Consider the following 25,426-nt stretch of genomic DNA (forward strand, 5'->3'; position numbering starts at 1 on the left):
CGAAATCCATCAAAAAACCGCCTTCATACTAAAAGGGCGGTTTTTTGTCAGTTTAAGCGTTTTTCTCACGTTTTTTATATTTCTCAAACAAATCGCCAATCATGTCGTAATCAATTGCGATGTTGTTTTCATACGCATATTTCACGCCATAACCCAGTGCGAGTGTCATGGCAGAAGCCACTGTACCGCCGATGACGGAACCTGCACCCGGGATAAACTTCAATGCCTGTCGGTAAATCGTGTGACCGATTGTCTGAGTCGCTGTGATGACGATCATGTCTTTCGCCGCTTTTTTCGTTAACGGTTGATCATAAAGCTTGGATAATTTAATGATCAAGCCAACCTGCAGGGAAGTCAGTGGGATGACATCAGAACCTGGAATCGGTGAAGCGCCGATGACGCCGGCTGAGACCCCCGAACCGATGATCCACCGGTTGGCAGCGGCTGATTTTTCCTTCATGCTTTTAGCGAAGAGCAGATCTTTGCCCTTCTTTTCCAGCAAAAAAAGAATTTCCTTCTTGAGTGTTTCAAGATTTTCTCCTGTCTTCGAGGAAATCGGAATGACTTTGTATTTATTGTTCGTATGATTTTTCACAAATTGGACGATGGAAGGAATATTCTCAGCGGCATCGATTTTATTCAAGACAATCAGAATATCTTTATTGTGTTTTTCGATGGCCGTGAATTTTTCTTTTTCGCTGTCTGAAAGCACGGTGCCTGCTGCATTCAGAAAAAACAGCACCACGTCAGACTGTTGTACAAATTCCAGGGTTTTTTTCGGGTTTTCGTCATTCGGATCGTTGAGCCCTGGCGTATCCATGAATTTGATGTTTTCCAACCCTTTGATGTTATATGGGTCCACGCTGACTGTTTCGCCAGGCATCGGATTTGTACTGGCAATATCTTCGCCGATGATTTTATTGACAGTAGATGATTTTCCGGCATTGACTTCCCCAATCAGTGAAATGAGCAAGTCCTGCTCCAATGTATCATTCACTTTTTTCATTTCATTTTCGAACATATTGTCCATCATGCGACTGACTTCTTTTTCAAATTCTTTTACCATGGTCTCTGCCTCCTTGATCGATCGTTATTTTCATTATAATCGTTTTATGAGTTTCAGACTAATCTTTCACTTGTTTTAGTTGAAGACTCCTGAGGAGCCAATGCTTAAAACAGCCTGAAAAGGGAATAACAGAAGTAATCTCAGAATGGAGAAAGGAGAAAGAGGATGTCTACTTTAAAAGCAATCTTTTTAAATTCTTCTTTGAAATCTTCAGATGAAGTTTCCCATACAGAAGGTTTCATCAAAGATGTCCAGTCTCACTACAATGAACTGGGGGTTGAATCCGAAATTGTTCGTCTGGCGGATTACCAGATCGCGTACGGGGTAGAAGAAGATATGGGCGGCAATGACAAATGGCCACAGATTTTGGAAAAAGTGATGGCTGCTGATATTGTGATTATCGGAACTCCGATATGGCTGGGAGAAAAGAGCGCCTTGGCCACTCAGGCAATTGAACGATTATATGGAAGCAGCAGCGTCACCAATGACCAGGGCCAAGCTGTTTTTTATAACAAAGTCGGCGGCGCTGTGGTCACCGGAAACGAAGATGGAGCCAAACACGCCGCTGCTTCCATTATCTACAGCCTGTCCCATATCGGCTTTACCATTCCGCCGAACGTCGATGCTTACTGGGTGGGCGAAGCAGGACCAGGTGATTCCTATATGGATGCAGGCAGAGACAACGAATTCACGAAAGGGACCATTGAACGGCTCGCCTACAACACCTATCATTTGGCAGGAATGCTGAAGAAAACCCCCATACCGGCAGAAGGAAATACACTGGAATAGTACTCAAGCGTATTTTAGACCTCACTTAAAAGCGCCTTTTTCCAATCGATTTCTTCATAGAAAAAAGCCTCCGAGGCACAAGCTCCGGAGGCTTTATCTGTGTTTATAATTTTTTCATCAGGTTGGCCATTTCAATTGCACCTGACGCAGATTCCCAGCCTTTGTTTCCGGCTTTGGTGCCTGCACGTTCAATGGCCTGTTCAATGGAATCCGTCGTCAGGACACCGAAGATGACAGGAATGTTCGCTTGATCGCTTGCTCTTGAAACGCCTTTCGCCACTTCGCTGCAGACAAAATCGAAGTGCGGCGTCGCTCCTCTGATAACCGTACCCAGTGTGATGACAGCATCGTAATTGCCGCTCGTTGCCATCTTCTTTGCCACTAAGGGAATTTCAAATGCACCGGGCACCCAGGCGATGGAAACATTCTCTTCTTCCACACCATGCCGTTTCAACGCATCTTCTGCTCCGCTCAACAGTTTGCTGGTGATAAATTCGTTGAAGCGTCCCACTACAATTCCAATCCGTAATCCTTCACCGTTTAAATAACCTTCAAAATGCACTGTCATATCCATTCTCCTTTAAAAGTTCAGTATGTGACCAAGCTTAGATTTTTTTGTTCTCATATAGGCTTCATTTTCTTTTTTCGTTGGCATCTCAATCGCTAATCGTTCAACCACCTCTAACCCATAGCCTCCGATTCCTGCAATTTTCCGCGGGTTATTTGTTAAAAGTTTCATCTTTTGAATACCCAAATCCCTCAAGATTTGAGCCCCGATGCCGTAATCACGCAAATCGTCTTCAAAACCAAGTTTTTGGTTCGCTTCCACCGTATCGTATCCTTGGGCCTGTAAATCATATGCTTTTAATTTGTTGATCAGTCCTATTCCCCGGCCTTCCTGTCGCATGTATAGCAGAACGCCATTTCCTTCATCGCTGATTTGCTGCAGGGCGGCTCGCAACTGAGTACCGCAGTCACATTGGAAAGAACCGAAGACATCCCCCGTCAAACATTCCGAATGGACACGTGTCAAAACCGGTTTTTCAGAATCGATCTCTCCTTTTACAAGCGCCACGTGATCCTGTCCTGTCAGCACTTCCGTATATCCAACGACGCGAAAATCACCAAATTCGGTCGGCAAGTTCACTTCCACTTCCCGTTTGATCAATTTCTCATTCTTTTGCTTGTATGAAATCAGATCCTGGATGGTTAAAATCCCAAGTCCCAGGCGCTCAGCCACTTTCTGCAGATCATCGACACGGGCCATCGTACCGTCCGCATTCATAATCTCACAGATGACGCCTGCCGGTGGAGAGCCGGCCAATTTGGCTAAATCCACGGCTGCCTCTGTATGGCCGGCACGCCGCAGCACGCCGCCTTTTTTGGCGATCAAGGGAAACACATGGCCGGGGCGTTTAAAATCAGACGCTTTGGCATCCGGGTCCAGCATGCTTTTGATGGTATGCGACCGTTCAAAAGCGCTGATGCCAGTGGTAGTGCTTTGGTGATCGACACTGATGGTAAAAGCTGTGCCGTATTCATCGGTATTGTTATCCGTCATCAAACCGATCTTCAATTTGGCGGCAATTTCCTCTGCTACAGGCACGCAGATCAAGCCCCGCCCTTCTGTTGCCATCAGGTTCACCATTTCGGGTGTAGCAAATTCCGCCAACGCCACAAAATCACCTTCATTTTCACGATTTTCATCGTCGATGACGATAATCGGCTTGCCGTCCTTTAAATCACGGACAGCTTCTTCTACGGTGTAGAACATCTTCATCGTCTCCTTTAAAATCCATTTTCCGCCAGCCAGCTTCTTGTCATTTTGGGCTTGGCTGTCTGTATGCGTTCGGTATATTTCGCCAATAAATCACATTCAATATTCACGCGTGAACCGATTCTTTTTTCCCCGATCAGTGAATCTTCCTGAGTGGTGGGAACCAGGGAAATCGTCACGGTATTCTGTCCAACATCAAAGACCGTCAAAGAAGTACCATCCACTGCAATGGACCCTTTCAGCATCATGTACTTCATCAGGTCATCATTCAATTCAATCGTCTTGGTAATGGCATTGGATTCTCTTTTCTCGGAGCGGATGATTCCCACTCCATCAATATGGCCGCTGACGAAATGACCGCCAAAACGTCCATTAGCCGGCATAGCCCGCTCCAGATTTACACGGGATCCGGTTTTCAGCTCTTCAATTGTCGATGATTTGACGGTTTCCGGAATGACATCTACGGTAAAAGACTCTTTCGTAAAAGTCGAGACCGTCAAACAGACACCATTAATGGAAATGCTGTCTCCCCGCTTTACATCTTCGAGGATAAGTGTGCATGAAATCGTCAGCTCTCTTGCCTGCGGCTTTGTGCGAACCGCTGTAACACGGCCGACTTCTTCAATAATTCCGGTGAACATCGCTGCATCCTCCTATTCTTGTCGGACACGACTTCGAGAAATATTTACTAATAATTGGGTTCTTTCCACCATGGGGCGAATGGGTGGTGAGGAAAGGGTGATTTGGAAGGATAAAATCATGGATTATTTGGTTCGTGCGCCTTGTTTCTTTTTCAAGCAAATCCTGCCGTTCGAATTTTTCAACAATTCGAAAAGACATGGTTTCCGCTTTCACTGGCTTCTTCGGCATGGCAAATATCAGCTCCATACTAACTTCCTCCTTTCGATGATCCATATCGAAAAGAACAGGCACATGACAAATAAACGCTCATCTTCTTCTCCCATCCAGACTGTCACTGTCGGTGCCGGATTTTCACCAGCTCCACCGATTATGAAAAGTGAGAACACTGTTCCCAGTGTCCAGGCTCCTGCGCCTGTACTTTTCAAAGTCGGGTCACGGACTTACAGTTTCCTGCTCACCGCCGGTAAGGATTTTCACCTTGCCCCGAAGAATTTGATTCGATTATTTATCTATTTCATAGTAGCATAAAAAAGAGAAGAATCAGTAAACTTTTTGTACATCGAGGAGGATTCAGTTATGGCCAGCCGTATTCCGGTCAAAGGGCTCGACGTGGATGAAGAAACACGATGCCGGCATTATCATTCTGAAATTGACCGCATTGCCATCAAATTTTACTGCTGCGGACAATATTATGCTTGCTTCGCATGCCATCAGGCGACTGGATGCGGAAAGCCGAAAGTATGGCCGGCCGGCAGTTTCGACCAAAAAGCAGTATTGTGTGGCGGCTGTGGACATGAATTGAGCGTCACTGAATATTTGCAATGCCAGTCAACCTGCCCAAACTGCGCCGCATCTTTCAATCCAGGCTGCAGCTTGCATAAACACCTGTATTTTGCATAAATAATAGAACCAACTAAAAAAGAGAGCATCAAATGCTCTCTGTCTTTTCGGTCACTCGTATACACATAACAATCTGCTCGCCCTTTGTTCGCGACAATATCCTTCTGCCGGTATCTTCAAACCCTGCTTGCCTGTACAGAGTCTGTGCTGGGGTGTTGCGGGCATTGACTCCGATGACCACCTCGTTGAATGCCGGAAACTCTCTCTTCATAAATTCCGGCAGGGCATAAAGCGAACCTGTCGCAATACCCCGCCCCTGAAATTTGGGATTGACGGAAAAGCCGCGCAACAATAATGCCTTCGGATTGTCTGTATATTTTTGCCGGTCACTTGATTCGTCCAATTCAAAAAAACCGGCCACTTCATTGCGGGCTTTGATGACAATAAGATGCTTTAACGGATTTTCAGCGTCCCGCTTTATGATGTCCTGGGGCAAGCCGGTAAACTCCAACTGATCGGAAGGCAAATCGTATTTCACCGTTACTTCCGATGTATAAGAATGCAAGGAAACTTCTTTCCTTTTTATCACTGTGACAGCCTCCTTCATTATGCTTTTTCTAATGTCACCACGACGATTTCCGGCAAATTAAATATCCTTACGGGGAAAGTGCTGTTCCCGAGTCCCCGGCTCAATACAAGCTGTGTACGGTCTTTTTGAAAAACACCTGTGGTCATCAAGGGGAACCATCCCTGGCCTGGAGCTATTAATCCACCGAGGCCTGGAATCCGGATTTGACCGCCATGAGCATGACCTGCAAATACTACGTCAACCTCTTCTTCGGCGTATATACTGAACATCTCGGGCCGATGGGCGAGCAATAAAGTAAAATTGTCCGACAAACCCGATTCCGTCAATGACTGACGGGTGAATTCTTCTTCCGGCAAATGAGGATTCAGCAGTGGGTCTACAATCCCCGCGATTTCTATAGTATCCCCTTCTTTTTCCCATTTTACCGAGTCGTTCATCAAGACCTTGACTCCTCTATTCTCCAGTTCCCTGTTGATTTCATCGATTTTGTTCGAAGCCACTTCGTGATTTCCAATAACGTAATAGACATCACTCATTTCGACTAAGGCATCAACTAATGTTAAACTGACATCCAAATCATAGCGATTGCTGTCCACCAAATCTCCAGTCAGGAATATGGCATCCGGCTCGGCATCTTCCACTTTGCTGATTAACCTTTCCTGCGCGTCACCAAAACTGGCATTATGCAAATCGGAAATTTGAATGATTTTTGCACCTTCGAACGCTGCCGGCAAGCCTTCCGATTCCACTGTATATTCTGTTGTCTGTATCCAGTTGTTATTGCCCCATATAAATCCCCATACCGAAAGTATAAAGATTGCTAGTACGACTAATCTCTTCATATCCTAACCCTCTATTCAAATCTGCACGCATCAATTGATATAATAACGTTTTTGCTGTTTGTCTTTCCTCTTTATGTAACACGAACGAATGCTTTTCCATCAATATTTTCCCTGCTGACTCTCACCCGTTTTATGCTTGTATTTAACGTCATTATTTCCCGGGAAATTTTAAAAAAGCCCCTCGATAATATCCTGTTTCATTTTATCATCAATGCGAAAAAAAAGAAGCGAATCAAAAGTTAATTCCCCAACTCTTGAATTCACTTCTGACATTTTGTTCACACTTTTGCTTTTGAAGCATTCAACCTAGACGCCCATATGCCTGCAATGAGCAATAAAGCGATCACCACCGCCACTAAACCAATGGAAATCCAAAAATCCACCAAATCGATTCTGCCATTTAACCAGCTGGCTGCATAAACAGGTATTTTCAAAGGCGACACCGACCAGTATGCGCCAATCAAACCGTCGACGAGCTGCATAAGCAATACAGAGCCCAGAGACACGGCAGCTGCCATGCCGGCATTCGGCAATGCAGCACTTGCTGCAAGAACAATAGAGACGATCAATACAACCCACACGCTGTATGTAGCTGCAAACCGAAGGAAATCGGCAAAGTTAACTGTATCAAACAATAACAACGTATAATAATAAGCTGCCAGGAGGCCGAGCCACAAACTCAGTAAAGCGATCAAACTGGCCATCAGCCACTTACTCAAGAAGTAAGCAGAAAAAGACAAAGGCCTCACATATAGTAATGTAGCTGTCCCGCTTTTCCGTTCCCCAGCTACAGTTCCCATATACGCAAGGATTAAAGCCAGCATACCGATAAATTGATATTGTCCTGTCACAGCCACCAGGATCTGTTCCGGCGTCGGTGTCGGGATTTCCAGAACCGCCCCTTCAGGCAATCCTCCGACAGAGTCCAGAATTTGCGGCAGAAAGTAATTAATGACAGGCTCCATGATGCCGAACAGAATGAAAACGACGGGAATCCAGAATATTTTATAATTCCGAACGTTTTCACGCCATTCTTTTTGCAGCAAAACACTGAATTGGCTCATCGTCCACCCGCCACCTTCATAAAAATATCTTCCAAACTCGCCGTCTGCCTTTCAACTCCCACCACTTTGTCTCCAGCAGCAGTCAAAGCCGTCAGTATTTCCTGCATACCGGGCCCTTTTGCTGTAACTGCCACATCAATCCGATTTCCATTCTGTACGGCTTCCCACGGCATGTGCCGACTGAACCCTCCAGCGTCTTCCGCCGTCTGGAAGTGGATCCGGATACGCGGCTCAGCATAGCGTTCCTTCACCTCTTCAAGCGAACCTTTCTCCACCAGTTTTCCTTGTTGCAAAAACAGCAGTTGATCGGTCATCTCTTCCGCATCGTTCAATATGTGGGTGGAATATAGGATCGTTGTATCCTGCTGCAGCGATTTCAACAAATTCATAATTTCCCTGCGTCCTGCCGGATCCAAAGCAGAAACCGGCTCATCCAGCAGCAGCAGTTCCGGCTGATGAACAATTGCCTGTGCCAATCCAAGGCGCTGCTTCATGCCCCCTGAAAAAGTTCCTGTTTTTTTGTTCAATGCGGGAGCCAACCCGACAAATTCCAGGGTCCTTGTCGCTTGCTGACGGACTTTTTTTGCCTCTACCCCGCTGAGCTTTGCGGCCATTTCCGTAAACTCCAAAGCAGTCAGCCATGGAAAAAAACGGGGGTGCTGAGGAAGAAAACCAACACCGGTTGTATGGTCCCAGGTGATGCTGCCAGTTGTCGGTTTCAATAATCCCGCAAGCATCGATAAGGCAGTCGTTTTTCCTGCACCGTTGGGTCCGATCAGAGCAGTCGCTGTATGCTGCTGCAAAGAAAAGGAAAGATGATCGACTGCCAGATCGCGTCTATAACGTTTCGTCAGGTTTTTCACATCCAGTAAACTCAATAATTTCTCCTCCCAATGACTAAATACAAAATCGGCCCAATGATGTTGACCAGTACAATTACAAGGCCCCACATCCATTTCGGGCCGTTTGGCTTCGGATTTCTCATCAGATCCACTAAAGTGAAAATCATGAGACCCAATTGGATGAGGATTACCGGCAACAGCAAAAGCAATAACGTCGGTTGATCCATTTCATTCACCTCTTTTTCAGTTAAACATTGATCGCGATGAACAAAATGACGGGCAGCCTTGCGATTATGCACAGACCCGCTTTTAAGCCCCTATGCAGGCTTCCTTGTGAGTCTAAGCCTAACCATCACGAAATCGGCAGCTATATATTCACTTTACGGACCGCTTCAAATTGTTCCAGCTTTTTCACTAATTCCATTTTGTTTTCGATTTTTCCTTCTTGAATGGTGAAGATATAATTTGAAACCTTTTGATCGTTATAGGAATCGATGTCTTCAATTTGAAAATCAACGATGGCGATATGATTTTCTTCCAAAATACCGCTGATTGTTGTGAAAGTCTGTTCGTCCGAATCGGCTATAACCGAAATCCGACGATTTTTCCTTCTGTCAAAAAATTGGCTTTCTAACTTTCCAAGCACATACAAGGTACTTATCACGATGACGGTCGTCAATACAGCCACGAAATACATGCCCGCTCCCACGACAAGCCCCAGGCCGGCAGCTACCCAAATAGAAGCAGCGGTCGTCAGTCCTTTTACCGTTCCTCTGTGCACTATAATGGTTCCTGCACCTAAAAACCCGATTCCGCTTATTACATAGGAGGGTATCCGGCTGGGATCGAAACGGATGGTTCCTTTATCACTCTGAATAAAAGTGTCAAAACCTGTAACAGAAAGAATCATCATCAAACAAGCGCCGGTGCCGACAAGCAGATGCGTTCGCAGGCCTGCAGGCTGATGCCTTGTTTCCCTTTCAATTCCAATAGCGCCACTCAGTAAAGCCGCCACCAACAAACGTACAGTAATGGAAAGATAATCGGGTGGTATGAAATCAAAAGCCATCTCCTTCCCTCCCAGCTGTTCTCCAAAGGGCCATCATCACTTATTTACCCAAATCCCCCTTCTTCATCCCTTACCATTTCATCTTCATTAATTGACCGATCAGCAATTCCTGGTAATGCTTTTCTATTTTCCAATCCGCTATCTCCTGCCGCACATCAGCACGGTTTCCATAACCTTTGACGAATCCATTTAAACGGGCAGCAAAAGTCGAATCAATCAGCAGTGAAGATTCGGGGTATAAAGGCTTCAGCTGTTCCAAAGCTTTTGGATAACGTTTCAGGTAATACTTCTGATGCCGCTCTTCCGCTAATGTAAAATTCGTGTACGGTCCGATTTCCGTTTCAATCGCCTCTCCGATTTCCTGTTCCATTTCCTTTTTGATTTCTTCAATTATTCGCTTCTGTCCTTCATCATGAAAACGCAGAAGTGAAATATATTGGCGTCCCTTGTAATTGTCGCGGTTCGGATAATGATTCCGCCAGAAATGCCGAAGAACGTCTTCATACGTCAATACATTCGGGTCATAATCGACTTCTACTGTTTCAGTGTGATCGCCCATCTGACGATACGTGGGACTTTCTGCAGTTCCTCCCGCATAACCTACCCGTGTCCTTAAAACCCCCGGCAAACTCCCGAAGCGGGCTTCCGGTCCCCAAAAGCAGCCCATTCCAAAAGTGGCTGTTTCATAATCGGAATCCCTTAACCCGCTTTCAATCGTTTCAATTGAAGCCATTTGTTCTTCCACTTTGCCGCCTCCTTTATCCTGCCGTTATAGTCCTTTCATTTAATCATATCGAACAGATTTTCAAAAGCTGAAAACTTACAGCTTCAACTGTTTCTTCGTAATCTGTTTAACAGCGGTCCCTAAAGGCAATAAAATGAATAACAAGCCAGTAACTTTGCTTAAGTTCGACACAAAACAAGGAGGCCAATTTATTATGAAAGTCAAGACCTCACTGCTTTCTGCCACAAGCAACTCCAACTATCATACCTTATCAGCCACACCCGATACGGTACATTGGGGCTTTTTCGACAAAAATCTGAAACCGGCACTTACCATCGACTCCGGTGATCTCGTTTATGTGGAAACCGTCACTCACCATGCAGGTGACGCGCCGGACGTACTGATGGACGATGGCATAGAAGCCATCTATCAAGCTATTCCTGAAGATGATCGGAAACCAGGACCTCATCTGCTGACTGGACCGATTGAAGTCAGAGGAGCAAAACCAGGTGATGTATTGGAAGTTCAGATTCTGTCTCTTGAGCCCCGCCTTCCGTATGGTTCCAATCTGGCTGCACCATGGGGGTATCTTGCTGATGACTTTAATAATGAAGAACGCGTCACCATCTACAAACTGGATACTGCCAGGCAATGGCTGACTGCCGAATTCGCCTACGATTACCCGGGTGATTATAATATAAACGGCAGAATTCTGCAGCCCGAAGAAGTGGAACGCGTCAAAGCCTTACAGAATGTCCAAGTGCCGGCAAGGCTTCATGTCGGAACTATTGGAGTTGCTCCGGCCGAGAATGGTCCGATTGACACCACTCCTCCGGACACACATGGAGGAAATGTGGACAATTGGCAAATTGGCGCCGGTGCCACCATGTTTTATCCCGTCCATACCGATGGCGCTTTATTATCACTGGGAGACTCTCATTTGGCCCAGGGCAACGGTGAACTAAGCGGCACGGGCGTGGAAGCTTCCCTGAACTGCCTTATCCGGGTCGTACTGCGCAAAGACTTGTCCCTGTCTCTTCCTGTTCTGGAAACTGAAGATGCCTGGATGATCCATGCCTTTGACCCTGAACTTGACGAAGCGGTACGGATCGGATCACATGAAACCCTGAAATTCCTGGAAACAATGTTTGGTATGAGCCGGGAAGACAGCTATTCTTATCTCAGCACAACGGCAGACATCCACATCACACAAGTTGTTAACCAAAACAAAGGCATTCACATTACATTACCGAAAAAATCGTTTCTGCCGAAAACTTAATCTTTCCATCATCCCCATTCGCTACTATGTGGCAATCACCGTTCCAGCTTGAATGCTGGAACGGTTTTTCTTTTACATAAAAAATACAGTATTTTCTAAAAATTTTATGATAAAATGGAATAAATTATATTTTTTATTTTTTAGGAGGATATAAATGGAAAAATTAAAAAGGAAAATTGTCTGCTTGATTGTATTGGTGATGCTTCTGGGAATGAGTGGATTTTCAAGCTCTGCTGTTGAAGCAGCTTCTCCCTATCAACCATTACAGCATTCCATCAATAAAATACTGACAGACAGTCGCATGGCAGGTACAACCAGCAGTATTACAATCCGTAACGCCGAAACCGGTGAAGCAATCTATGAAAAAAATGCGGATCAGCTTGTGACGCCTGCTTCTACCTTAAAAGTTTTAACCGCTGCCGCTGCATTGGAGACACTCGGAGAAAACCACCGCTTTTCCACTGAACTCTACACCGACGGCACTGTCGCAAAAGGCACTCTTTACGGCAATCTGTACCTCCGTGGAAAAGGCGATCCGACGGTATTAAAAAAGGACTTTGATAATTTTGCCTCTATCCTTTATAAACGGGGAGTCAAGCGTCTTGCCGGACACATAATAGGCGACGATACCTGGTATGATGCGGAACGCTTGTCTCCGGGAATTTCAAGAGAGGATGAATCTTATTATTACGCTGCTCAAATTTCGGCGTTGAACCTTTCCCCAAATACCGACTACGACGCGGGATCTGTCATAGTCGATGCCAAACCTTCAGTGTTATGGAGACCCGCTGACATTACGCTGACTCCTGCCACCGGCATTGTACGGGTTATCAACCGTTCCAAAACCGTCCCCAGAGGTTATGCGAACACGTTAAAAATCGAACGGGAATACGGTACTCACAAGATTATCATTTCAGGCCATGTTCCCATCGGAAGCATTGGAAAAAAAGAATGGATCGCTGTCTCCAATCCGACAAAGTATGCGATTGATGTTTTCAAGAAATCTTTGGCCGAGAGAGGCATCCGTTTTGTTCCCACTTCCAAAATAGCTGAAGGTGTTACACCGGAAAACGCCAGATTGCTTCTTTCCAAACAATCCATGCCACTGAAAAACCTGGTGGTTCCTTTTATGAAGTTAAGTAATAATACACATGCAGAAATTTTGGCAAAGGAAATGGGCAAAGCGGTATATGGAGAAGGCAGTTGGGATGCGGGGCTTCAAGTTATGACGGATTATGCTTCTTCCATCGGGCTGGATACTGGTCACTGGTCATTCGAAGACGCTTCCGGCATGTCCCATGCCAATAAAGTTTCTTCCAGTCAAATGAGTCAATTGCTTTATGCAGTACGTTCCGAGCCCTGGCATCAAACGTTCCTTACCGGCTTGCCGGTGGCAGGGGCTGATAAACGGTTTGTTGGCGGCACCTTGCGCTATCGCCTGACCGGTGGTGCCGGCAAAGGGAATGTCCTGGCCAAAACCGGAAACCTGGAAAAAGTCAGCTCTTTGTCGGGATACGCCAAAACTCAGGATGGCGAATGGCTGGTTTTCACAGTTCTCACACAAGATTATCGCTACAGCACGTTACCGGTGATCGACAGAGTGGCCCAGACCATCGCCGCTTCCAGTAAAAAGCCGTAACTTCGCCTATTGCATGAGAGTATACAAGAAGACGGAGTTTCCTTTAAAATGAAAGCAACCATATAGAAAAATCATGACCAAATGGCTTAGTCTTTATGGAGAGGAAAACCCCTGCGACCGACAGCCAGGCAAACATCGATAACCTATGGCCACTTGATCAGCTGGATGGATTTTGTCCTTATCATCAGTCAAAGAAAGCGGGTGGATGGCATGACGAACCGTGAACAAGAAATTCGAACGTATTTCCAAAACATGGATCGCAGCTTTTTCATGGATTCCCATAAAGACATGGCATTTTTTGACGAAGCGATTCCGATCGGCCACGGCCAAACAATTTCCCAGCCTTCCCTTGTACTCGAAATGACATTGGCACTGGATTTGCGGCCGGATTCCAAGGTATTGGAAATCGGTACCGGCTCTGGATTCCAGACCGCTTTGCTGGCCGCTTTCTCTGATACGGTTTATACAGTCGAGCGCATTGAGTCTTTGCATGAACGTGCAAAAGAGCGCCTAGCTGAAGCGGATTTTTCCAATATCCAGTTCAAATTGGATGACGGCAGCCTCGGATGGGAAGAACATTCGCCCTATGATCGAATCATGGTCACTGCAGCTGCTTCCGAAATTCCACAGGAACTGATCGATCAGCTGGCAAATGGGGGAAAGATGATTATTCCTGTCGGAAGTACTTTCAGCCAGGAATTACTGCTGATTGAGAAACAGCAGGATGGCACTTTGGATACCACTCTTTTAAACGAAGTGGTTTTTGTCAGATTGAAAGGGAAATACGAATAGAAAAGCTGCGCTTACGGAGCATCACGTAAGCGCAGCTTTTTAATCGGTGTTCTCCATTGATGGAAAAGCGCGGGGAGTTGCGTCTTTATACCACTGATAACAAAAAATCGTAATCAGCGCCAAGTCAATCAGGTCACCCCCGTAATACATCAGCATCCCGCCTGCCTCCGCTTCTGGTTTCGATACACCGCTTGGCGGATTGGCGTAGATATATTTCGACAGGATCTTATGACCTGCAAGTGCCAGAATCATCACGACGGAGCGGTAAATATAACTGAAACGATGCGGGGAAATATCGATATAAATGATGGAGATGGTAAAAAGATAACCGGCTAAAAAGACATGAACATGAACAAGAGCATAAAGAAATAAGGATTGGTGCGTCATCATATACAAGTCGGTCATGTATAGAAGATAAAGTCCTCCAATATTAAGGGTCGCTGCCGTCAGTGGATTGCTGAGCAAGCGGATAGGCCGGCTTTTGAATAACCGTGTCAACAGCCGGGCATACCTCGTGCTTAAGCTTCTTAACAACAAGGTCATCGGTTTGCCGAACACCATCAGCAATGGCGCAAGCATGCCAAGCAGAAGATGCCCCATCATATGAACTTTAAAATTCGTGTGAGCCAGCGCTGCCAATGGTCCGGTTACAGCAGCGGCAGCACACAGGACGCCGATGCTCCAAAGAAAATAGCGGTGCACCGGCCATTTCCTGAATTTTTTTCCGGTCAAGGCAGCCATCACAAAATACAGCAAAACAGCTGCAATTCCGATGCCGCCAGCGATTGTTTCAAAAGAAGTCCCAGTTGTCTGAATGTGGCCGTTCATCATATCAACTGCTCTCTTTCGCTTTTTTTCTGGTCTTTCTCGTCTGTAACAATATAACAAGACCAACCAACAAAAGAACCGCTCCGCTTATATTCCAAGCCAAATCGTATGGCAAAATGTCCACATTATAGCGGACTTGGTGAATCCTCAACAGTTTATGGTTGACGATGCCATCAAATAATTGAAAAACCCCAGCTCCGAGAAATACGGCACCCGTCCACCTCTTTGGCCATAACGCATTTCTCCTCCGAAGATTTGCAAACAGGAAAAGGGAACCGATCGCCACGAACCAGGCAAACGCATTCAATAGACCATCAGCAAAAATTCCAGCCTGCGTCGTTGATAAATCATAAAAATGATGCCACTGCAAAAGTTGATGAAATATGACTTCGTCAATAAAAGCCATTAATCCGATGCCAAAAAACGTGCCTGCCCAAAAGTTCCGGGCGTGATATACCGCCCTGTTTCTAAGATTGCCGTATGCTTGTAGGTTTTCTGTGTTTGTTCCCATAAAAGCCTCCTTCAGGACTCATCGCCTATGCTTTTTACGGAGAAATAAAATTTGTGCGGTTATTGGTAAAAAATACCCTTTTTCACAAAATTGAAACTAATTATCCCACGAAAAACCCCTCGTCCCCAGCTCTCCCTTTTTCTGCAAAAAGCAAATAGCAGAAAACCCGTTAAAATGAGTTTTCTGCAGTGAATGTCCATTTTTGTGGACTTTTTTGTATTCAGGCTACATTTGTTCAAGCACATTGAGGGCTCCCGAAAGACGGGCTGCAAAGTTTTCAGGTGGCTCGATCGATTCCAGATAAATCCCGATAATATTCGGATTGACCACTTGCCACTGCCGAAAAACAGAAGGAAACGGCACATGATGTTCCCGTAATGACAAGCTGAAAATCGGAAATTCTTCTGGTAATAAGAGAATTTCGGCTTTGTTGAAAGCCAGTCCATCTTCTTCTAAAAATTCAAACGAAATATCAAGTTCCAGTTTGCAATTAAAACAAACTGTCTTTTCATGGATTTCAATTTCCCGGCTTTTCCGGATCACGTATTTTTCTTTTTCCGATTCAACTGACGCATTCATTAAATCAGAAACTGTATCTACCACCAATTTAGCCGCTTCCATCCGCTCCATCTCCTTTGGCTTTTAACTTACTGCATCCGTCCTTCGATTACTTGATAATCGGTTGTGCCGACTTGCAATACCGGCATTTTTCATACCTCTCATTCTCTTCCAGTTGCTCAATATATATGGCGGAATCAGTGAACTCTCTCTTCTCAATGGAAGTATCGATAAAACCGCATCGGTCTCCAACATACTGTTTTTTATGAATTCTTTTTTTTGCATGATCGATAAAATACTGCACTGGTTTCACCTCTTCCTTCTCCAAATAAAAAAGCCGAAAAGAACCCCCACGAATAGGGGTTTCTTTTCGGCTTTGCTGACAGCGCTATTGTCCGTAACATGGAACCAATCGATTAAATTAGAGTTTTATGATTTTACTGTACTGTTGAATTCAAATAAAGGGAAGCGCTATTGTCTTCCAATCTCCTATAGTGTACTGAATAAAGCAAAACAAGTAAAGAATCGGCTATCCTATAGGTCGGCTTTTCAGCACGTTCAGTTTACGTTTTTACACTGTTTTTTCTTCTGTCTGTTTTTTGCTGGCAAGATCCTCAAATTCAGCTGCAATCCGCTCTAATGCCTCCCGAATTACAGGCCGTGGCGATGGGACACAGATTCTTTGGTGATACTCGCCTTCTTGGCCGAACAATTTGCCGTCTTCCAACACCACGTTGGCTTTGTTGTAAATGCGGTCATGTATATCTTCAGCCGATATTCCGTAACCACTGAAATCCAGCCACATCACATAAGTTCCTTCGGGGATCATCACTTTCACTTCCGGCAGTCGCTCTGCCAAAAAGTCCTTCACGTAATGGAGTGTATCATCTATATATACTTTCAGCTGCTCGAGCCAGTCTTCCCCGTCCGTATAGACAGAAATCAGCGCAGCAATGGCAAAAGGCGAAGCAAGTTGCCCACCCATTTCAGCGGCAAAGACAGCTTTCAATTCGGGATTGGTAATGATGACATTGGTGCAATGCAATCCCGCAACATTGAACGTTTTGTTGATGGCTGTACATGTAATGATATGATCGGTATGTTCCGCCACTTTTGCCATCGGAGTAAATACTTGGCCTTTACGCACCAGATCACCATGGATTTCATCCGCCACAATCAGTACATTGTGGCGGTGGCAGATCTCGGCCAGCTTCTTCAGCTCGTGCTCTGTGAACACGCGGCCAGTCGGATTGTGAGGATGACACATGACGAACATGGTGGTGTCTTCGTCTTTTGCCTTTTCCTCAAAGTCAGCGAAATCAATGGAATAATAGCCGTCTTCATCCGGTACCAGCGCATTATTGACCACTTTTCTGCCGTTGCCTTCAATGGCAGAAGTAAATGGCGGATATACCGGCCGTTGAATAATGATTCCATCTCCCGGCTTGGTATGAGCCTTAACGGCTATATTCAATGCATGGACTGTGCCTGGGCTGTAAATGATCTGGTCTTTCTTGACCTCCCAGCCATGTCGTTTGCTGAACCAGGAAATGATGGCCTGATAATATTCTTCCGGGAATACCGAGTAGCCGAAGATCCGATGATCGACCGTTTTGTGCAACGCTTCGACCAATGGCTGTGGCACCGGTAAATCCATATCCGCTGTAAATAGCGGAATGGTATCTTCATCGTATCGTTCTGTCAGACCGAAGGCTTTGATCATGTCCCCTCCGTCCCACTTCAATGAGTACGTTCCTCTTCTGTCGATCATTTCATCAAAATTATATTTCATTCGGCAACTTCCTTTCTTGGCGTGTGCTAAATTGAGGCAGTGCTGAAAAACTTCGATACTTTCTTGTTTCCCGTATTTCCGGCATTCAATCTTTATCTCGATTATCCATTATATTCGAGACAGGACCTGTTCTCCAATCTTCCGCTTTTCAAAACTCCATTTTCAGCTTTCCATCCTCCAGGACCAGTTTGGCATTGAACTTTTTGCCATTTTTCGACACAAACCCTTTCATGACCGGAGTTTTGCCTTTTGTGCACAAATACTCGATTTGTTTAGCACTTAGACGTTTTTTCAGAAAAGTTGCAGGAAACGACTGCTTGCAGCCGTTGGTGTATTCGGTGCAGCTGTAAAAGCCTTTATTGGAAATAATCATGCCTTTTTTGCAGCGCGGGCATGGCGCAATGGTGCCTTTTCCCACCGGCATTTCCATTTTTTCCGGTAAACCGTTCTGCTGGAGTTGAGTCGGCACTTCCGCCAGTAATTTGAGGATGAATTTGCCGATCGTGTCCAAAAAGACTTCCGCAGAACCTTCGCCTTTGCCGATTTTCTTCAGATATGTTTCCCATTTCGCAGTCATGGAAGGGCTGGACAATAAATTTCCTTCAATTGCCCGGCAGAGGATGCGTCCTTTGTCCGTGAGCGAAACGATATTTTTCTTTACTTGGATGTACTCGTGCCGTTTGATGGTTTCGATGATGCCACTGCGTGTCGCTTCTGTTCCGAGGCCCTCCACTTCTTTTAAAATTTCAGTGTCTTCGACGTCTTCCACGAATTTTCCGCACGTTTTCATTACGGCGATCAGCTGGCCTTCCGTATAAGGCTTCGGCGGCGTGGTCATGCCTTCCTTGATGGCAATTTTACTTTTTACCGCTTCCTGTTCACGCAGCTCAGGCAGTGAAGGTTCTTGTTTTGTTTCTTTTGTCGAAGCAAACAGCTCTCTCCACCCTTTATCCAGCTCCGTCTTCCCGGTCGTAAAAAACACCAGGCCTTTAACATCTGTCTCCACTTTTGTTTCCGCGTAACGGTAGTCTCTATGGAACATGGCAAGCGTCGTCCGCATCACTTCTTCGTACAGATTGCGTTCATCCTGTGCCAGGCCTTCCAGCTTCCGGGCTGTCGGCACTGTCTTTGTTGGAATGATGGCGTAATGCTCCTGGACTTTGGAACTGTCAACAAACCGTTTTTTCGGAGCTTTCGAAGCAATTGGAAATTCCGCTCCGATCAATTGCTGGTACTTCTCCACCTGCGCTGCCAAATAACTGAACTCACTCGGCGTTATGTGCTGCGAATCGGTTCTGGGGTAACTGACCAGCTTTTTTTCGTATAATTTTTGCACGACAGACAAAACTTTGGCCGGACTGTATTTCCATCTGCGATTGGCCGCAGCCTGCAAGGTCGAGAGGGAATGAAGCGGCGGTGATGGCGTGCGTTTGTCAGTCGTTTTCACTTTGGTGACGACGCCCTGTTCGCTGTTGCTGATTCCGTGCTTCGCCAGCAGCTCTTCCGCTTCTTTCCGTTCTTTCGCCCTCAGCTTCGCTTTTCCTTTGTAGCGTCCTTTTTCTGCTTCAAAGGTTCCTTCAATTTCATAAAAAGGTTCCGGCACAAAAGCTTCAATCTCTTTTTCTCGCTGATAAATGAGGAAGACGGTGGGTGTCTGGACACGCCCGATGGCGAATACCTCCCGGATGCCTTTTTCCTGCAACAGCAGCGAGTACAGTCGCGATCCGTTCATGCCGACCAGCCAATCGCTGATTTGACGGGCTTTCGCTTCCTGGTACAGCAGCAGATCCTGCCGGTTATCCCTTAGTTGCTGAAACCCTTTTCTGACTTCGTCGACTTCCAGCGAGTTGATCCACAGCCGTTGGATGGTCTTGTTCTTTGCTCCTGTCTGGTAATAGATGCTGTAAAAAATATTGGAACCTTCCCGGTCCACATCGCAGGCATTGATGACGGTATCGGTTTGGTGGATTAGTTTTTTAATGACTCCGAACTGTTGGGCTTTTCCCCTCGCTACCTGGAACTGGTACTGGGCCGGCAAGATCGGCAAGGCCGCAAGCGACCACCTTCCCCATTTCGGATCATACGCTTTGGGCTCTTTCAATTCCACAAGATGACCGATTCCCCACGTAATGTATGCCCCTTCCGGAAAAATCGGATTTGGTGCCACTTCCATATATCCCTCACGTTTGGTCGTCTTGAACGCTTCGGCATAAGCTTTTGCCTGACTCGGCTTTTCCGCTACAATTACTGGTTTCATGCATTTCTTCCTTTCACTTCTACCCTTTCCCTTATTGTACTCCTTCAGTGGAAAAATCATAATAAAAAAGCTGACGCCCAAACATCTTGTGCTTCGGTGTCAGCTTTTGTTTTTCGTTCAACGATTTTTCTTCATCGTGTGGCAGCTGTGATATCCGCCTGCAGCTCAATTTCCACGTTGCCTTTAATGGCGCGGCTGATCATGCACGAACTTTCTGCTTTCTCAGCCAGCCGTTTTGCCAGCGAGAAATCCCTTTCCGTTGCGTCCGCTTGCAATACTACGCGCGGTTTATGAATAATCTTTTTATACGTGATAACACCGTTTGTAACATCGACAAGCCCTTCAGATTCCATTGTCAGTGATTCTTTCTCCAGCTTGCTGCGTTCCATCATAGCAGCAAGAGTGATAATGTAGCAGGTCGCTGCCGCTCCCAACAGCATTTCGTCCGGATTGGTGCCAACGCCCGGGCCGTCCATTTCAGGCGGAATCGAAACTTGTGTTTTTAAGTTTCCCGCTTCGATCTCACCGACGTCATTTCGAAGTTCGGGCCAATCCGCTGTTAAATGGAATGTATGTGTCGCCATATTCTCTCTCCTTCAGTCTGCTTTTGCAGGGGTGAATTCTTTATATAAAATTTCGCGCCGGTCATCAAATACCGGGATCCGTTTTCGAACTTCTTCCACTTCGTTCAAATCGATTTCCGCATAACCGATGCCTTCCTCCTGTTGCAGGTCCAAACGCACTTCTCCCCATGGCGCAATAATCATGGAACTGCCGCCAAAGTCGTTTTTAGGGTCGCTGCCAATGCGGTTGACCGCTACGATAAAGCACTGGTTTTCAATGGCCCGTGCCTGCAATAAGACACGCCAGTGGTCGATGCGTGGCGCCGGCCATTCAGCAGGCACAAAAATTACTTTGGCACCGTTCAAAGCCTGCGTGCGAATCCATTCCGGAAAACGGATATCGTAGCAGATAACGCCTCCGCATACAGCGTCACCCAATTTGAACGTTCCGAGTGACTGCCCTTCTTCCAAATGGATATGCTCGTCCATCAATCCGAAACGATGAGCTTTATCGTATTCGCCTGCAAGTTCACCGATTTGATCGACGATATACATGGTGTTGTAGAATCCGCCGTTTTTCTTCGTCGACACAGAACCCCCGACGATATTTACCGAATGCGCTTTGGCAAAGTCACGCAAAAACTTTTCAGTCCGTCCGTCATGGTCTGCCAGCTGTTCCAAGTCCGTCAGCGCATAGCCGGTATTCCACATTTCAGGCAGCACAATCGTTTCCGCTCCGTTTTCCACCGCTTCCCGCAAATAGTCCTCAACACGTTGAAAGTTCGTTTCAGGATCGCCAAAGGCAATATTCATCTGTACGCATGCTATCTTCATTTTACTCTCCTCCAGTAGACAAGTTACCTTAAACTCTATAAGATTTGGAGTAGATGCGCAATTATTTAGAAAATGAGGGACTTAGTATGGAATTTTCAAACCGTTTGCAACAATTACCGACACAATTTTTTGCGTCGCTCGTCGCCAAAACGAGCAAGGCCATTTCAGAAGGCCGTGATGTCATCAACTTGGGACAGGGGAATCCAGACCAGCCGACACCTCCCCATATCGTAAAAGCCCTGCAGGATGCCGTCGCCGACCCGAAAACCCACAAATATTCACCATTCAGAGGCATGAAACGATTGCGGCATGCCGCTGTTGAATTCTACCAACGGGAGTACGGCGTCGAAATCGATCCCGATTTGGAAGTCGCCATTATGGGCGGTACAAAAATCGGCCTTGTCGAACTGCCGCTTGCCTTATTGAATGAAGGCGATTCGCTGCTCCTTCCTGACCCGGGCTATCCCGATTATCTGTCGGGCGCGCCACTCGCAGGTATTGATTACGATACCTTTCAGCTGAAAGCTGAAAATGATTTTTTACCTGATTACAGAGAAGTGCCGGAAGCTGTCCGACAGCGTTCCAAATTGATGTATTTAAACTATCCGAATAACCCGACAGGCGCTGTGGCCACGAAAGAATTCTTTGATGACACCGTCAAATTCGCCAAAGAAAATAATATCGCGGTTGTCCATGATTTCGCATATGGCGGCATCGGTTATGAGGGTCAGAAGCCGGTCAGCTTCCTCCAGTCCGAGGGAGCCAAAGAAGTCGGTGTCGAAATGTATACGCTGTCGAAAACCTATAACATGGCAGGATGGCGCATCGGCTTTGCAGTCGGCCATTCCAAAATGATCGAAGCGTTGAACCTGATCCAGGATCATTTATTCGCCGGCTTGTTCCCAGGCGTCCAGCTGGCAGCAGCAGAAGCATTGACGGCTGATCAGCAATGTGTCGAGGGACTGGTGGCTTTGTATGAAGGCCGACGCAACGTGTTGGTTCAGGAATGTGCACGCATCGGCTGGGAAGTCGAAGCACCCAAAGGATCGTTTTTCGCCTGGCTGCCGGTTCCAAAAGGCTTTACGAGTGTGGAATTTGCGGATTATCTTTTGGATCACGCAGACATTTCAGTCGCTGCAGGAAGCGGTTTTGGAGAAGGCGGAGAAGGATTTGTCCGCGTCGGTTTGCTGGTGGATGAAAGCCGAATCGTTGAAGCGGTCCAGCGGATTGAAAAACTGAACTTGTTTTAAGCGTTAAAAAGCCTGTCCTCCAATTTGAAGGGACAGGCTTTTCTTGCTTCCTAATAATATTTAAGTTTTCGGACACAGCTGCTTTGGTTTTCTTTACCATTATTCCACAGCACCCAAGTACTCGAAAGGAGCAAACCGGAACTTCACTTCCCCGAGCACCGCCTCTTTCGGGACAAAGCCGAACATTCTGGAGTCGACACTTTGAAGGCGGTTGTCACCCAACACAAAATAACATTCAGCCGGCACAGTGATTTCAGCGAAATCTTCTGTTAAATAAGAATGCCCTTTCTGCCTGGCGACTTTCCGATTATGTGTAAGATAGGGTTCTTCAACGAGTTCTCCATTAATATATAAGCGGTCGGCTTTCATTTCCAAGCGGTCGCCCGGCAGGCCAATGACCCGCTTGATCAGTTTATGGTCATCCGGAGCGTCAAAGACAATCAGGTCGAAATTTTCAATACGGCTTATTTTGTTGAGGATAACTTTATCGTCGTTTTCGAATGTCGGCATCATCGATTCGCCATGGACAGACAATGGCTGGATCAGAAACTGGCGGCCTGCCAATACGATGAGCGCTGTCAGAAAAAGAACCTTCATCCAGGACACCAGGTCTTTTGTCGAATCTTCGTACATCCCTATTCCTTCTTTCCCTTGTTTATACTCTTCTCCATATTACTATAGCCCGGATTTCTTCGCATACAGAGTTTTGCTATTCAAGGGGCCACTTGCTACAATTATGGAAATAGTAAGAAAAAGGAGTGGTAAGGCATGAAAACTTTGTCCAAACAAGACGTCATTTACAGTTTTTCTCGAAAAAACGAGCCGGTTATGACTGTAAAACCCGGTGAAACTGTCACCATCGAAACGTACGACTGCTTTAAAGACCAGATTCAATCGGAAGAGCAGGAAGTGGGAGCGATTGACTGGAACGAGATTAATCCGGCAACCGGACCGATTGCAGTAGAAGGCGCAGTGAGCGGTGATCTTTTAAAGGTGACCATCGACAATCTGGAAATCGGCAGCCAGGGTGTCATGGTGACCGGCCCGGAACTTGGCGTGATGGGGCATCGGATGGAAGAGATGGAAGCCAAAATCATCCCCATCAAAAACGGCAAAGCCATATTCAATGAACAGCTTCACTTGCCTTTGAATCCGATGATTGGTGTGATCGGTGTAGCGCCGGAAGGAGAACCGGTATCGTGTGGGACTCCGGGTGCACATGGCGGCAATATGGACACCAAGCAAGTCACCGCCGGAGCCACGCTGTATTTTCCTGTATTTACTGAAGGCGCTTTGTTTGCTTTAGGCGATTTTCATGCGGCGATGGGTGATGGGGAGATCAGTGTATCGGGTATCGAAGTGCCAGGCCGTGCCACCGTTACATTGGATTTGGTCAAAGGCTTCCATTCCAAATATCCGGTCCTGCAGAACGAATCCGGCGTCTCACTTCTTGTGTCTGCCATGACATTGGATGAGGCAGTGAAAATCGCGGCAGAAGAAATGATTGACCTCCTTCTTCCCTATACAGACATGAGTGTCAGTGAAATGACCATGCTCATGAGCGCGGCGGGAGAAGCTCAAATCAGCCAAGTGGTCGACCCATTGGTGACCGTGCGCTTTTTCGTGCCAGCCCATGTGCTGGAATCACTTGATATCCAGCTCTTTTCTTAACAAGTTGCAGTAATTTCCTTGCTGACTTTTTGTCATTTGTAATGCCTTCTTAACGTCAGAATCATCCGACTTTTGAGTGAAACGCTATTGTATGGTACACTCAAGAAAAAATGTAGGTGATTTAATTGGTAGGAAGAAATGATCCATGCCCTTGCGGCAGTGGCAAGAAATATAAAAAATGTCATGGCAGAGAAACTGCAGTTTCCATCAATGACTTAGTGAATGATGAATTATTCAAAGTGCGGCAGCAGTTCTTTTCGGAAAATCCGAACCAGGAACAGCTGGCGGATTTCCGCGAACTGCAGCAGGAGTGGCAGCCCCGCTTAATGGAAACAATGGCTGAAACAGACGCTCAGGCTTTTGTCATCGAGAACTTTCTCTTTATGAAAAAGCCTCATTTATGGGAAGACTTTTTGACAAAGCAAATTGAGCTGGCTCATCGTCCGACAACACAAGAAGTACTGGAAAATTGGAAGGACGTCAAAATTTTCCTTGGCCAGTATGTTGAAGGAGATGCACAAAGCGCTCAGTTAAAGGATGCCTTTACCGGTGAAACATTTAAAATGACCGATCAGCCACCGACGGATATGCAAAATAACCAAGGATTGCTCGCCATCCTGCTTCCCGATTCCCGAATCGGAAAAGACGGTGTGTTATTCCTGAATGGTTATTTGACGGTTGTCGGTGATTTTGAACCTTTCTTTAAACAGCTAAAAGCTGACATGAAAGAAAACGGTGCAGCAGATGGAGAGAGTTACCTGCAGGACAATTACTTGTTCGTCGTTGAACAAGTCGTTAAATACTCCACTGGAACAATTGATGAAAGCATTGAACTTTCCCCTGAGCATGCCCGTGTAATGGATGAGCTGAATAAACATATTCAGCAAGCTGATTTTGACGAAGAAACCGTCGATAATACGACCAGCATATTGAACAGTTACTTGGTCAGCCAGCAGCCAACAGTCCAAAAACCGGAAGCACTTGTAGCCGGTTACTGGAGATTCCTGCAGGATCACGAGCTGATCAAAGGTCCTATGCTGTCAGCCAAAGACTTAAGCGAAAAATTCGGCGTTTCTTCCAGCACGATTCTGAAGCGTTCGAAAGAATTTGGCGCTTATTTTGAAGAATTGCTGGCCAAAAATAAGTAATATCAAAAAGAGCAGCCGCGGGGTGGTGCACCCCAAAAGTTAGAGTTCAAAACTAACTTT

Annotated in this window: 28 protein-coding genes and 1 riboswitch; of the genes, 8 read left to right on the forward strand and 20 right to left on the reverse strand. The window is 46.1% G+C overall.

Features of this window, described 5'->3' with window-relative positions; translation table 11 throughout:
• Positions 1-52 precede the first annotated feature (52 nt).
• Positions 53-1,066 (reverse strand): GTPase, encoded by a 1,014-nt coding sequence (locus tag EEX84_RS06555; protein ID WP_123164798.1) that lies wholly within the window; start codon positions 1,064-1,066, stop codon positions 53-55.
• 165 nt (positions 1,067-1,231) lie between these two features.
• On the opposite strand from EEX84_RS06555, the gene EEX84_RS06560 reads away from it, so the two are divergent.
• The gene (locus tag EEX84_RS06560) at positions 1,232-1,855 is read left to right on the forward strand and encodes a flavodoxin family protein (RefSeq protein WP_123164799.1); all 624 of its coding nucleotides are present in this window, start codon (positions 1,232-1,234) and stop codon (positions 1,853-1,855) included.
• Positions 1,856-1,958: 103 nt separating this feature from the next.
• On the opposite strand, the gene ribH is transcribed toward EEX84_RS06560, so the two are convergent.
• From ribH to EEX84_RS06580, 4 genes are read right to left on the reverse strand one after another with little or no spacing between them, the layout of a single operon-like run.
• Entirely contained in the window at positions 1,959-2,423 is a 465-nt protein-coding gene (gene ribH, locus EEX84_RS06565) for a 6,7-dimethyl-8-ribityllumazine synthase (RefSeq protein ID WP_123164800.1), read from the reverse strand.
• A gap of 12 nt (positions 2,424-2,435) precedes the next feature.
• The gene (locus tag EEX84_RS06570) at positions 2,436-3,629 is read right to left on the reverse strand and encodes a bifunctional 3,4-dihydroxy-2-butanone-4-phosphate synthase/GTP cyclohydrolase II (protein ID WP_123164801.1); all 1,194 of its coding nucleotides are present in this window, start codon (positions 3,627-3,629) and stop codon (positions 2,436-2,438) included.
• Between the two features lie 14 nt (positions 3,630-3,643).
• Positions 3,644-4,273, reverse strand: coding sequence for a riboflavin synthase (gene ribE / locus EEX84_RS06575; RefSeq protein WP_123164802.1), 630 nt, complete (start codon positions 4,271-4,273; stop codon positions 3,644-3,646).
• Positions 4,254-4,520: a hypothetical protein gene (locus EEX84_RS06580; RefSeq protein WP_123164803.1), complete on the reverse strand. Its 267-nt coding sequence runs from the start codon at positions 4,518-4,520 to the stop codon at positions 4,254-4,256. The genes ribE and EEX84_RS06580 overlap by 20 nt, the downstream gene beginning before the upstream one ends.
• 61 nt (positions 4,521-4,581) lie before the next feature.
• Positions 4,582-4,769: riboswitch (FMN riboswitch) on the reverse strand.
• Between the two features lie 81 nt (positions 4,770-4,850).
• Here EEX84_RS06580 and EEX84_RS06585 point away from each other — a divergent pair.
• Positions 4,851-5,174, forward strand: a complete 324-nt coding sequence (locus EEX84_RS06585; protein WP_123164804.1) for a CHY zinc finger protein — start codon at positions 4,851-4,853, stop codon at positions 5,172-5,174.
• A 28-nt stretch (positions 5,175-5,202) separates the two neighbouring features.
• Here EEX84_RS06585 and EEX84_RS06590 read toward each other — a convergent pair whose 3' ends face one another.
• The 7 genes from EEX84_RS06590 to msrA all read right to left on the reverse strand — a co-directional run bounded on the left by EEX84_RS06590 (position 5,203) and on the right by msrA (position 10,253).
• A complete protein-coding gene (locus EEX84_RS06590; RefSeq protein ID WP_123164805.1) occupies positions 5,203-5,703 on the reverse strand; it encodes a GNAT family N-acetyltransferase in 501 nt (166 codons plus the stop codon).
• 17 nt (positions 5,704-5,720) lie between these two features.
• Complete coding sequence (locus EEX84_RS06595) at positions 5,721-6,545, reverse strand: metallophosphoesterase (RefSeq protein WP_123164806.1); 825 nt, start codon at positions 6,543-6,545, stop codon at positions 5,721-5,723.
• Between the two features lie 278 nt (positions 6,546-6,823).
• Positions 6,824-7,609, reverse strand: a complete 786-nt coding sequence (locus EEX84_RS06600) for an ABC transporter permease subunit (RefSeq protein ID WP_123164807.1) — start codon at positions 7,607-7,609, stop codon at positions 6,824-6,826.
• Positions 7,606-8,487 (reverse strand): ABC transporter ATP-binding protein, encoded by an 882-nt coding sequence (locus EEX84_RS06605; protein WP_123164808.1) that lies wholly within the window; start codon positions 8,485-8,487, stop codon positions 7,606-7,608. The genes EEX84_RS06600 and EEX84_RS06605 overlap by 4 nt, the downstream gene beginning before the upstream one ends.
• Positions 8,484-8,678, reverse strand: coding sequence for a PLD nuclease N-terminal domain-containing protein (locus EEX84_RS06610; protein WP_123164809.1), 195 nt, complete (start codon positions 8,676-8,678; stop codon positions 8,484-8,486). Before EEX84_RS06610 ends, EEX84_RS06605 begins: the two co-directional genes overlap by 4 nt.
• A 140-nt stretch (positions 8,679-8,818) precedes the next feature.
• Positions 8,819-9,520 carry an MgtC/SapB family protein gene (locus EEX84_RS06615; protein ID WP_123164810.1) on the reverse strand — a complete coding sequence of 234 codons (702 nt, stop codon included), beginning with the start codon at positions 9,518-9,520 and terminating at the stop codon, positions 8,819-8,821.
• A gap of 70 nt (positions 9,521-9,590) precedes the next feature.
• Entirely contained in the window at positions 9,591-10,253 is a 663-nt protein-coding gene (gene msrA, locus EEX84_RS06620; RefSeq protein WP_123164851.1) for a peptide-methionine (S)-S-oxide reductase MsrA, read from the reverse strand.
• Between the two features lie 205 nt (positions 10,254-10,458).
• Between msrA and EEX84_RS06625 the strand changes: the two genes are divergently transcribed.
• The 3 genes from EEX84_RS06625 (at position 10,459) to EEX84_RS06635 (ending at position 13,954) form a co-directional block, all read left to right on the forward strand.
• Positions 10,459-11,523 (forward strand): acetamidase/formamidase family protein, encoded by a 1,065-nt coding sequence (locus EEX84_RS06625; RefSeq protein ID WP_123164811.1) that lies wholly within the window; start codon positions 10,459-10,461, stop codon positions 11,521-11,523.
• A 154-nt stretch (positions 11,524-11,677) separates the two neighbouring features.
• Positions 11,678-13,162 (forward strand): D-alanyl-D-alanine carboxypeptidase/D-alanyl-D-alanine endopeptidase, encoded by a 1,485-nt coding sequence (gene dacB, locus EEX84_RS06630; RefSeq protein ID WP_123164812.1) that lies wholly within the window; start codon positions 11,678-11,680, stop codon positions 13,160-13,162.
• 210 nt (positions 13,163-13,372) lie between these two features.
• Positions 13,373-13,954, forward strand: a complete 582-nt coding sequence (locus tag EEX84_RS06635; protein ID WP_123164813.1) for a protein-L-isoaspartate(D-aspartate) O-methyltransferase — start codon at positions 13,373-13,375, stop codon at positions 13,952-13,954.
• Between the two features lie 39 nt (positions 13,955-13,993).
• Here the strand turns inward: EEX84_RS06635 and EEX84_RS06640 are convergent, their stop codons facing one another.
• The 7 genes from EEX84_RS06640 to EEX84_RS06675 all read right to left on the reverse strand — a co-directional run bounded on the left by EEX84_RS06640 (position 13,994) and on the right by EEX84_RS06675 (position 21,297).
• Positions 13,994-14,785, reverse strand: coding sequence for a cytochrome c oxidase assembly protein (locus tag EEX84_RS06640; protein ID WP_192892927.1), 792 nt, complete (start codon positions 14,783-14,785; stop codon positions 13,994-13,996).
• A gap of 1 nt (position 14,786) precedes the next feature.
• Complete coding sequence (locus EEX84_RS06645; RefSeq protein ID WP_123164814.1) at positions 14,787-15,293, reverse strand: DUF2243 domain-containing protein; 507 nt, start codon at positions 15,291-15,293, stop codon at positions 14,787-14,789.
• A 225-nt stretch (positions 15,294-15,518) separates the two neighbouring features.
• A complete protein-coding gene (locus tag EEX84_RS06650; protein ID WP_158599076.1) occupies positions 15,519-15,914 on the reverse strand; it encodes a DUF1259 domain-containing protein in 396 nt (131 codons plus the stop codon).
• 508 nt (positions 15,915-16,422) lie between these two features.
• Complete coding sequence (locus EEX84_RS06660) at positions 16,423-17,643, reverse strand: MalY/PatB family protein (RefSeq protein WP_123164817.1); 1,221 nt, start codon at positions 17,641-17,643, stop codon at positions 16,423-16,425.
• Between the two features lie 148 nt (positions 17,644-17,791).
• The gene (locus EEX84_RS06665; RefSeq protein WP_123164818.1) at positions 17,792-19,900 is read right to left on the reverse strand and encodes a type IA DNA topoisomerase; all 2,109 of its coding nucleotides are present in this window, start codon (positions 19,898-19,900) and stop codon (positions 17,792-17,794) included.
• Between the two features lie 131 nt (positions 19,901-20,031).
• On the reverse strand, positions 20,032-20,484 hold the full coding sequence (locus EEX84_RS06670) for an OsmC family protein (RefSeq protein ID WP_123164819.1): 453 nt from the start codon (positions 20,482-20,484) through the stop codon (positions 20,032-20,034).
• A gap of 12 nt (positions 20,485-20,496) precedes the next feature.
• Complete coding sequence (locus tag EEX84_RS06675) at positions 20,497-21,297, reverse strand: carbon-nitrogen family hydrolase (protein WP_123164820.1); 801 nt, start codon at positions 21,295-21,297, stop codon at positions 20,497-20,499.
• Between the two features lie 86 nt (positions 21,298-21,383).
• Here EEX84_RS06675 and EEX84_RS06680 point away from each other — a divergent pair, with 86 nt between their 5' ends.
• Positions 21,384-22,547 carry a pyridoxal phosphate-dependent aminotransferase gene (locus tag EEX84_RS06680; RefSeq protein ID WP_123164821.1) on the forward strand — a complete coding sequence of 388 codons (1,164 nt, stop codon included), beginning with the start codon at positions 21,384-21,386 and terminating at the stop codon, positions 22,545-22,547.
• Between the two features lie 99 nt (positions 22,548-22,646).
• Here EEX84_RS06680 and lepB read toward each other — a convergent pair whose 3' ends face one another.
• Positions 22,647-23,180, reverse strand: coding sequence for a signal peptidase I (gene lepB / locus EEX84_RS06685; protein WP_123164822.1), 534 nt, complete (start codon positions 23,178-23,180; stop codon positions 22,647-22,649).
• Positions 23,181-23,315: 135 nt separating this feature from the next.
• Here lepB and EEX84_RS06690 point away from each other — a divergent pair, with 135 nt between their 5' ends.
• Both EEX84_RS06690 and EEX84_RS06695 read left to right on the forward strand, forming a co-directional pair.
• Positions 23,316-24,218, forward strand: a complete 903-nt coding sequence (locus EEX84_RS06690; RefSeq protein WP_123164823.1) for an acetamidase/formamidase family protein — start codon at positions 23,316-23,318, stop codon at positions 24,216-24,218.
• A gap of 125 nt (positions 24,219-24,343) precedes the next feature.
• Positions 24,344-25,366 (forward strand): SEC-C domain-containing protein, encoded by a 1,023-nt coding sequence (locus EEX84_RS06695; protein ID WP_123164824.1) that lies wholly within the window; start codon positions 24,344-24,346, stop codon positions 25,364-25,366.
• Positions 25,367-25,426 lie beyond the last annotated feature (60 nt).

The organism is Planococcus salinus (assembly GCF_003719725.1).
GTDB lineage: Bacteria > Bacillota > Bacilli > Bacillales_A > Planococcaceae > Planococcus > Planococcus salinus.

Coding starts and splice junctions, on each gene's coding strand:
- EEX84_RS06555 (WP_123164798.1), bottom strand. CDS start 1,066: ATGGTAAAAGAATTTGAAAAAGAAGTCAGTCGCATGATGGACAATATG.
- EEX84_RS06560 (WP_123164799.1), top strand. CDS start 1,232: ATGTCTACTTTAAAAGCAATCTTTTTAAATTCTTCTTTGAAATCTTCA.
- ribH (WP_123164800.1), bottom strand. CDS start 2,423: ATGACAGTGCATTTTGAAGGTTATTTAAACGGTGAAGGATTACGGATT.
- EEX84_RS06570 (WP_123164801.1), bottom strand. CDS start 3,629: ATGTTCTACACCGTAGAAGAAGCTGTCCGTGATTTAAAGGACGGCAAG.
- ribE (WP_123164802.1), bottom strand. CDS start 4,273: ATGTTCACCGGAATTATTGAAGAAGTCGGCCGTGTTACAGCGGTTCGC.
- EEX84_RS06580 (WP_123164803.1), bottom strand. CDS start 4,520: ATGGAGCTGATATTTGCCATGCCGAAGAAGCCAGTGAAAGCGGAAACC.
- EEX84_RS06585 (WP_123164804.1), top strand. CDS start 4,851: ATGGCCAGCCGTATTCCGGTCAAAGGGCTCGACGTGGATGAAGAAACA.
- EEX84_RS06595 (WP_123164806.1), bottom strand. CDS start 6,545: ATGAAGAGATTAGTCGTACTAGCAATCTTTATACTTTCGGTATGGGGA.
- EEX84_RS06600 (WP_123164807.1), bottom strand. CDS start 7,609: ATGAGCCAATTCAGTGTTTTGCTGCAAAAAGAATGGCGTGAAAACGTT.
- EEX84_RS06610 (WP_123164809.1), bottom strand. CDS start 8,678: ATGGATCAACCGACGTTATTGCTTTTGCTGTTGCCGGTAATCCTCATC.
- EEX84_RS06615 (WP_123164810.1), bottom strand. CDS start 9,520: ATGGCTTTTGATTTCATACCACCCGATTATCTTTCCATTACTGTACGT.
- msrA (WP_123164851.1), bottom strand. CDS start 10,253: ATGGCTTCAATTGAAACGATTGAAAGCGGGTTAAGGGATTCCGATTAT.
- EEX84_RS06625 (WP_123164811.1), top strand. CDS start 10,459: ATGAAAGTCAAGACCTCACTGCTTTCTGCCACAAGCAACTCCAACTAT.
- dacB (WP_123164812.1), top strand. CDS start 11,678: ATGGAAAAATTAAAAAGGAAAATTGTCTGCTTGATTGTATTGGTGATG.
- EEX84_RS06635 (WP_123164813.1), top strand. CDS start 13,373: ATGACGAACCGTGAACAAGAAATTCGAACGTATTTCCAAAACATGGAT.
- EEX84_RS06640 (WP_192892927.1), bottom strand. CDS start 14,785: ATGATGAACGGCCACATTCAGACAACTGGGACTTCTTTTGAAACAATC.
- EEX84_RS06645 (WP_123164814.1), bottom strand. CDS start 15,293: ATGGGAACAAACACAGAAAACCTACAAGCATACGGCAATCTTAGAAAC.
- EEX84_RS06650 (WP_158599076.1), bottom strand. CDS start 15,914: ATGGAAGCGGCTAAATTGGTGGTAGATACAGTTTCTGATTTAATGAAT.
- EEX84_RS06660 (WP_123164817.1), bottom strand. CDS start 17,643: ATGAAATATAATTTTGATGAAATGATCGACAGAAGAGGAACGTACTCA.
- EEX84_RS06665 (WP_123164818.1), bottom strand. CDS start 19,900: ATGAAACCAGTAATTGTAGCGGAAAAGCCGAGTCAGGCAAAAGCTTAT.
- EEX84_RS06670 (WP_123164819.1), bottom strand. CDS start 20,484: ATGGCGACACATACATTCCATTTAACAGCGGATTGGCCCGAACTTCGA.
- EEX84_RS06675 (WP_123164820.1), bottom strand. CDS start 21,297: ATGAAGATAGCATGCGTACAGATGAATATTGCCTTTGGCGATCCTGAA.
- EEX84_RS06680 (WP_123164821.1), top strand. CDS start 21,384: ATGGAATTTTCAAACCGTTTGCAACAATTACCGACACAATTTTTTGCG.
- lepB (WP_123164822.1), bottom strand. CDS start 23,180: ATGTACGAAGATTCGACAAAAGACCTGGTGTCCTGGATGAAGGTTCTT.
- EEX84_RS06690 (WP_123164823.1), top strand. CDS start 23,316: ATGAAAACTTTGTCCAAACAAGACGTCATTTACAGTTTTTCTCGAAAA.